General features: G+C 69.4%; 2 protein-coding genes and 1 pseudogene. 1 reads left to right on the forward strand and 2 read right to left on the reverse strand.

The annotated features are described in order from the left end of the window. Both HUU95_RS03585 and HUU95_RS03590 read right to left on the reverse strand, forming a co-directional pair. A pseudogene (locus HUU95_RS03585) lies at positions 1 to 184 on the reverse strand (FAD-dependent monooxygenase); the annotation flags it as partial. A 979-nt stretch (positions 185 to 1,163) separates the two neighbouring features. Beyond that, a complete protein-coding gene (locus HUU95_RS03590) occupies positions 1,164 to 6,914 on the reverse strand; it encodes a hypothetical protein (RefSeq protein WP_174278849.1) in 5,751 nt (1,916 codons plus the stop codon). Positions 6,915 to 7,284: 370 nt separating this feature from the next. Here HUU95_RS03590 and HUU95_RS03595 point away from each other — a divergent pair, with 370 nt between their 5' ends. Then, positions 7,285 to 8,058 (forward strand): helix-turn-helix domain-containing protein, encoded by a 774-nt coding sequence (locus tag HUU95_RS03595; protein WP_174278850.1) that lies wholly within the window; start codon positions 7,285 to 7,287, stop codon positions 8,056 to 8,058. The last annotated feature ends 88 nt before the right edge of the window (positions 8,059 to 8,146 follow it).

Raw genomic sequence — 8,146 nt, forward strand, 5'->3', positions numbered from 1 at the left:
CCGCCACATAGGTGTGGATGCTGCCGTCAGCGTTGCGGTGGGCCAGGATGCCCTGACCGGGTGCCACCGCCATCAGCGTGCCCGAGCCGATCACCGCCGCGGCGATACGCGCGCGCGGATCGTCGGCGGCGAGGTGTAGTTCGAGGAAGCAGGTGCCGGCGTAGGCGGGTCGGGCGTCCGTCACGAGCGGGCGCACCGCGACCAGGCACCGTCCGCGCCGACCAACAGCGTCGCCTTGGTCCGCGAGCCGTCGGCGAAGGCAACCGCGTGGCACCCCCGCCCCGTCGCCCGAACCGAGGCGACCTTGCGACTCCAGCGCACCGTGTCGAAGGGCAGGGCCAAAGCGCACCGCTGCGCGGCGGGCGGCAAAGGGGGGCTCACGCCAACGCCACAGGCCGCTCGCGGCGCGGCCCGACGCCCAAACTGCACGCGCTGGTCGACGGACTTGGTCGGCTGATCGCCTTCACCATCACGCCCGGCCAACGCGGCGATGCGCCGGTCGCACCGGACCTGATCGCGCTGCTGCCCGCCTCCGTGACGCTCGCCGCCGACGACGCTACGACAGCGACGCTCTGCGCCGCCTGCTGCTTGCGCGCGGCACCACGCCCGTCATCCCCAACGGACCACGCCGCACCAACCTCCACCCGTTAGACCGCCTCGCCTACAAGCGCCGCAACCTCGTCGAGCGCGCCTTCTGCCGGCTCAAGGACTCAGACGCGTCGCCACACCCGCTATGACAAGCTCGCCGCAACCTATGCCGCCGCCATCAGCCTCGCCGCCCTCATCGCTTGGTGGTTGTGAGTCTTGGCCCCAAACCACGGGCTTGTTCAGTTCAGCGATCGGCATTGGCCAATGCGACATCGCTCGCCGAGAATAACCGGCACCGCATGGCCGGTAATCGCGTCCAGGCCATGCCCAGCGAGGAGGTCTGGATAGTCAGCGAACGCCGATCGAGCGCAGGCACCGACGATATGTGTCCATACCTCCCGCCTGACACGCCGCTGAGCCAGCTTGCCGCCAAGGTGGTTCTGTAAACGGGCTAATCAGCAGCTCAAGGAAGAACTCGGGCTCTGATCGCCTGACGGCATGCTGACGGTCCCAGGCCGGCTGCGACACCTTCTCGGGCGCGGTTGCGAAGGGGAGGCCAGGCCTCCCCTTCAGGGTCAGAAGCGCAGGATGAACCCGCCCTGCGCTTCGCCAGTGCTGACCCGGCCACCGGTCAGGTAATTGCCGCGGAGATAGACGGTCGCCCCATAGACGTCCGCCTGGATGCCGACGCCGACCTTCGCATGGCCCTTCGGATCGACGCCCTGGAGACGGAACGTCGTGCTCGTGTCGCCCAGGTAGGCGACGTTGCGATATGCCCCGGTGTCGCTCTGGAAGATGTAGGAGGCCTCGGCGAACGGCTGGATCCCGGCGAAATTGCCGGCCAGTCGCACACCTGCTTCGGGGTCGAAGACCGTCTTCGATCGCGCGCCCACCGCCAGGCCGATGCCGCCCGCATTGTCCTCGTCAAAGGCATCAAAGCGATAGTCGCGCACGTCGATCTTGACGAACGGACTGGCGATCGCGCGCCCGAACGCCAGATCATAGGCGGCGCGGGCCGTGAAGCGGAACTCCCTGCTCTTGAAATTCGCCGATGCGGTGCGCGAGAAGAGCGGCAGCGCGCGGGTCGCATCCCAGTTCGACCAGCCGAACACCGCCTGCGCGCCCAGGTTGACGCCGCCGAGGCGATACCCGGCGAATGCGCCGAGCATATAGGTGTCAGCCGTCGCCTTCGCGGCATAGTTCACCGGGCGCGTGCGGACACGGCCATAGCCGCCGCCGATCCCGAAGAACCCACCCGTCCCGCTGCTGACGCTGAAACCGGCCGAGCCGCCGTAATCGTCGTAGCGCAGCCGCGCGGCGCCGGTCGACGCCCGGCCGTCGATGCTGGCGAACTGTCCCGTCGGCCGGAACCACAATTCCAATCCGGATGGGGCGGTCAGCGGCAGCTGGTCGGTCGCCTCGCCAAAGGGCGCCGTCATCGACACCGCCTGGAGCGAGCCATAGAACGAGCCGGACGCCAGCTGGTTGAACGCTGTCGCGGCATCCGCCGCGGTCAGCTGCGTATCCAGGCCCGAGACCACGGTCGCGAGATCCTGCAACCGTCCATAGCCCTGGACATCGGCGACCGTGTTGGGGTTGCGAATGGCCGCGATCCGGGTGACCAGATTGGGGATGGCCGCCTGTAGCGCGTCGGCCGCGGCGGCCGCGTTGCTGGTAGTGGCGACCCGGTTGTACGCCGAACGCGTCACGTCCAGCGACACGATCGTCGTCCCGCCGACCGTGCGCGGCGTCAGCGCGAAGGTGAGGAAGGGCGAGCTGAACCCGGAATTCAGCGTCAACCCGGTCGCCGAATAGGTGCCGGAGACCGTGAACAGGTCCTGCGCGCGGCCGGCCGTGTAGATGGCCCCCGGCGAGGTCGTGACCGACACCGCGCCCGCCAGCGTCAGATTGCCATTGACCGTCAGCGCGGACGGGGTCGAGCGCAACGAGTTGGTGGTGGTGGGGTCATAGGCGACGAACGGGGTCAGCGCGACGCCATAGCCGCCGAACCCCAGGATGCCCGACGCGACGAGCGGCCCGACGGCCGTGCCGTTGGCGCGCACCAGCGCCGGCGCGGCGGCCAGCGCCAGCGTGCCCGTCGCACCCTGCGTTACGTTGCCGTCGACCCGCACCGCAATGCCCTGGAGCACGGTGGCGCTGCCGTCGGTGACGCGACGGCCCAGCGTCAGCGTCGCATTGTTCTCCACATTGCCGCGGATGCCGAAGATCCCGGCGCCGGTGACCGGGTCGGTCCCGGACACGCCCAGCTGCACCTCGCCCGCGCTGACGCGGAAGGTGCCCACGTCCATCGTATAGCTCGCCGGCGTTCCGCCCACCGTCGTGGCGATGTAAGGCGTGCCGACCACCGTGAAGATGCCTGCGCCCGTCTTCTCGACCAGCGTCACGCCACGGACGGCCGAACCGCTCGCCACGAAGAGATTGGGCGAGAAGGTCGTGCCCGTCAGCGTGCCCAACGCCGGGTCAGTCGCGACATAGGCCCCGTAGTTCGGCGTGTTGACAAAGCGCAGCGCGCCGATGCCCGCGCCCAGCGCACCCGATGGCGTGTCGCTGGTGCCGACCCCGAGATAGCCGCTGTCGTTGAGGCGCAACGTGGTATTGGTCAGCCGCGAATTGTCGGTCGGCAGGACCTGCGCGATGATGTTGCCCGTCGTGATCGACCCGGCGTTCAGGTTAAGGGTCGCGGCGATGTCGCTGGTGCGCAGCACGGCCCCCGTCGCGGCGCCCGTCGACGGATCCGCGATCGTCGCGCCGGTGACCAGGACGCCGCCGAACAGCAGCCCGTTCTGATTGAGCGTATAGGCCTGGGCGAACCGGGTCGCCGGCGCCGTCACCGTCGTGGTGCTGGACGTGGCGGTCGTCGTGGCGGTGCTGGCGACCTGATTGACCGCCGCCCCGAACGACACGCCGTTGCGCAGCACGCCGCTGTTGGTCACCGTGCCCGTCGCGCCCTGTGCCGTCACCTGGCCGGAGATGACGCCGCTGTTGGTGACGCTCGCCGCGCCGCCGACACCCGTGTTGGTCGTGGTGGTGACGGTGCGCGTGAGGACCGGGTCGTTCGACCCGGTGCCGGTCGTCGTGCTGCTGGTGTTCAGCCCCAGCGCGTTGGCGGCGACGCTGCCAAAGATGGTGCCGGTGTTGGTCGCGCCGGAGCCGCCGACGCTCGCCACGCTGACGAACAGCGGAGCGGTGAAATAGCCGGTCGACGCGCCGACGATGCCAGCGTTGGTCAGGCTGGCGGCTCCGCCGACCGCCGTGGTGGAACTGGTCGTCGTCTGCCCCGACAGGGCCCCGTCGGTCGCAAAGGTCTGCGTCGTCTGGCTCGCGCTGTTGGTATAGGTCTGCCCGACGAAGATGTTGCCCGCATTGCCCGCGTTCACGCGCGAGCCCGACGCGATCGTCAGGGTCGAGCCGCCGACGCCCCGGACCAGGAGCTGACCGGCGGTCGCCGAGGTCGAGGTCGCCTGCAACGCCGCCGCCGTGTTGATCGCGAGCGACGCCGTGCCGCCCACGTTGCTGGTGGTGCCGTTGCTCGTCGCGCCCGTCTGCGTCGGGGCGGCGAGCGTCGTGGCGTTGTTGCCCGTGTAGGTCTGCTGCGATGAGGAATTGCTGAGCGTGTTGTTCGCCGTGACGGTAACGCCGCCCGTGCTCTGGCCCGTCAGCGTCGCGGAGGCGTTGCCGTAATTGCCGTTGACGGTGATCGCGCCCGTGCGGCCCGCGACCATCGCCGTCGCGTTGCCGAAATTGGTCGGCGCGGTCTCGGCCGAGCTGGCGCTCACCGTGCGGGTGACGACCGCCCCTGTCCGGGTGGTCACATCGCCATTGTCGGTGCGCACATTGCCGCCGGTCAAGGTGTTGACGTTGACCCCGCCGGCCACCGTGCTGTCGCTGGCGACGGTCAGCGTTGCGGCGGTGTTGCCGCCCGCCCCCGTCCCGCGGCCGCTGACTGCGACGGCGCCGGCGACGGTCGCGCCGGTCAGCGTCACCGCGCCGGAGCCGGCCGCCCCCGAGCTGGTCGCGAAACCGGTGGTCGAGCTGGATTGCGCGGTGGATTGGGCGACGGGCAGGGCCGTCGTCGCCGCCGTCGTGCTCCGGCTCGCCGTGTCGTTGCCGTTGGTGGTGTTGGAGCCAGTACCGCCGGACACGGTGATCGAGCCCTCGACGGCGCCGCCGGTGACGGTGGCCGAGGCCGCGCCGTTGCCGGTCTGGCTGACGAGGCTGCCGGTGCCGAAGCCGTTGTTGCGCAGCGCGCCCGTCACGGTGATGCCGCTGTCGCCCGCGTTCCAGGTCGTCGCCGAGCGGCCCTGGCTGGTCGACACGGTCTCGCTGGCGGCGGTCGCCGGCGCGACGAACGGCTGCGTCGTGGTGGTCGTGGTGTTGGTAGACGAACTGGTGGTGCCAGCCGCGCCGGCCGTGCCGTTGAAATTGGCGAACAGCGTGCCGCTGATGGCGGCGCTGCTGCCGGTCTGGCCGTTCTGGCTCACGGTGCGAACGCCCGTGGTCAGCGCCGAACCGGATGCCGACCCGACCGTGCCGCCATAGGTGCCCACGACGGCACCGCCCGTCTGCGTCGAGCTGGACGAACTGGCGTTCGTCGTCACGACCTGGACGGTGTTGCCGCCCGCCGTCGCCGGCGTCGTGGTCGTCGTCGTCGAGTTCGTGGTGCCGTTGGTGGAGTTGGAGACGGCCGACGTCAGCGACACGTTGCCGAAGATCGCGCCCGCGTTGGTCAGCGTCGCGCCGGTGAGGCCGGTGACGCTGACATTGTCCTCGATCACGCCGGTGGCGCGGTTGGTCAGCGCCGCCGCTCCGCCGACCGCATTGAACACGGAAGTGTTGGCAATGGGAGAGACGACGCTGGTCGGGCTGCCGGCGGCTCCCGAGGTCGTCTGCGAGTTGCTGTTGCTAACGGAGTTGAGCAAGCGGGCGCTGGTGACGGTCACGTTGTCGCGCACGCGTCCCACGTTGTCGGCGGTTGCACCGGTATCGCCCGTGACCGTGAGCGAACCGAACACATTGCCGGTGCTCGCGACCATTGCCCCGGCGGTGGAGCCCGTCGCGGCCCGAGTCGTGGCGGTGCTGTTGGAAAAGTCGGAGCCCGCGACCGTGGTGCTGTTATTGCTGGTCGTGACGGTGCTGGTGCCCTGGCTGAAGACGTTGATGTCACCCAGGATGGCGACATTCACGCCGGCGCCGGTGCCCGCGATGCCGGCGACGTTGGCGGTCGCCGCGCCCTTGTTGGAGGAGACGAACGTGGTGCCGAACACCTGCCCGGTCGCCGCGAGGTCGATCGCCACCGCGCCGCCGACCGGCGTGGTGCGGTTCGTCGAGGTGAAGGTGGTGCCCGTCGCGGCCGAGGTGGACGTGGACGTGAAGCTGCTGTCCGCCTGCGTCGACGTGACGCTGACGCTGCCGGGCGCGGTCGCCGAGCCGACCTTGCCCGCGATCGACGCCGACGAACCGCCGGGACCGCTCGCCACGCTCACGCTGTTGACCTGCGCGTTCGTGCCGATCGTGGCGGATGCCGCCCCGCCCACATAGGTGGTCGAACTAGCGTTGTTGGTCGTCGTCACGCCGCCGGCCACCGCCGTGTTGCCGCCGCCCGGGACCGAACTGGTGTTGTTGTAACTGGCCGTGCTGAGGCTCACCGCGCCGGCCACCGCATCCAGGTTGAGCTGTGCCCCACCGACGCCGCTGACGAAGATGCCCTGCGGCACGGCGACGGCGGTGCCGGCGGCGGGGATGGCGACGGGCGCAGTGATCGTCGCGCTGGCGATCCCGCCCGCGAACGTCGTCGTGGACGCCGCGTTGACCCCGACCGTGCCCGTCGTGGCGGTGGTGGACCGCGCTGATTGCAGGTTCACGGGCGTGCTGCCGCTACCGCCGTTCGCGACGTAGATCGGGCCGCTGCTGGTCAGCGTGATCGCGCCCGGTCCGACGAGGGTGAGGCCGCCCGCGATCGTGCCGGTGTTGCCGGCCGTCATGGCGCCGCCCGCGAAGCCGGTGACGCTGCCGCTGATCATGCCGCCGTTGGTGATCGACAGCGTGTTGGTCGCGGGATTGTTGAACCCGGAATAGGTGAAGTTGACGGGCGCGGCGGCGGTTCCCAGCGTCCCGGCGTTGTTGAAGGATACCGCGTCGTTGAAGACGGTGGCGGATGGGGAGATCGTGTTCGCGCCATCGGCGTTGACGACCGCGCCCGCCTGCACGTTGAGCGTGAGCGTCGGGGGCGTCGCCGTGGCGATGGCGGCGTTCGCGGGCGTGACCGTGGTGGTGCCGGCGCAGGTCACCGTGAAAGTGCTCGCCACGCATTGCGCCGAAGCCGGCGACGCACTCATCGCGATGGCGCACACCGTGGTGGCGGAACCCGTGAACAGCCGAGCCCTTGTCGAAAAACGCATGAATATTCCCCCTACCTGAACGTCCAGGACATGCCGTTCCGGCCGCGATTCGCGGTACGGTTCCCCAGCAATGTCCCTGAGTTTCAGGTTTCAGCGTCGGACGCGGTGACGGCCGTCACGCGAAGACGGTGATTGTTGTCACGCCCATCATCTTGCCGGGCCTGAAATACATCCGAACATCAACGATATATTTTTCGATGCGCATGCAGTTGATACTAAAGGAAAGTCGACGCTTCAAACATCTATATACCCCAAATTGGGGATAGGCACCGTCCCGATGACGCGAATAGTGTGTCCAACAGCAGAGGACGCGGGGGCGTGGTGGATGGGGTTGACGCTTATAGGGGAGCGGATCGATGGCGGGCAGCCGTTCCGCGCGCGTTATCGGGAAGGCGGCACGGCGCACGGCGACGCCACGTGTTTCCGGTCGATGCGGCCCGGCGAGTTCTTCGACCCCGATGCCGCCAGCCCCGGCATGATGCTAACGCTGGAGCGCGGAACGCTGACGGTGGAGATCGTCACGCTGACGGGGGTGGAACTGTGTCTCGACCGGCTGACGCCCGGGCATTGCGTCGTCGGGTTCCGGGGCGTCAGCAACCCCGCCTTTGTCATCGGCTATCGTGCGCAAGGCCCTGCTCGCCTGATCGAACGGCCGATGTCGGCGACCGACGTCGACGTCGCGGTGGCGAGCTATCGGGCCTTGCTGAGCGCCGCCGTGCGGTTGACCTATCAGCTGGCCTGCCTGCCCGCCTCGCACCGGTTATATTGCGAACTCCTCCGGCTGGAGGCAGCCCGCCGCGCCCGAGCGGAGACGGGCCTGCGCGCGCCGACCCACGCCGTCCTGGCGCAGCGGCTGTCGACTAGTCGCGAGACCGTCTCGCGCGAGATGAACCACCTGCGCCGGCTGGGCGTGATCGCGGGCGGGCAGGAGATCGAGGTCACGAACGTCGGCTACCTCCTGTCCAAGGCGGCATCCGCGATGGATCTGTTCCGCGAGGACGACGTCTGGGCCAGCGTCGGAGCCTATACCGCTCTGGCCGGTGATCGTTGACGGCGCGGCCGGGCGTGTCGGAGCCATCGCCCTCCCGCGCCCGCACCTCGCCCGGGCGCTCAGCGTCGTCGCGCTGATGCGGCGGGCG

It is taken from the genome of Sphingomonas bacterium, from assembly GCF_903643065.1.
Lineage (GTDB): Bacteria > Pseudomonadota > Alphaproteobacteria > Sphingomonadales > Sphingomonadaceae > Sphingomonas.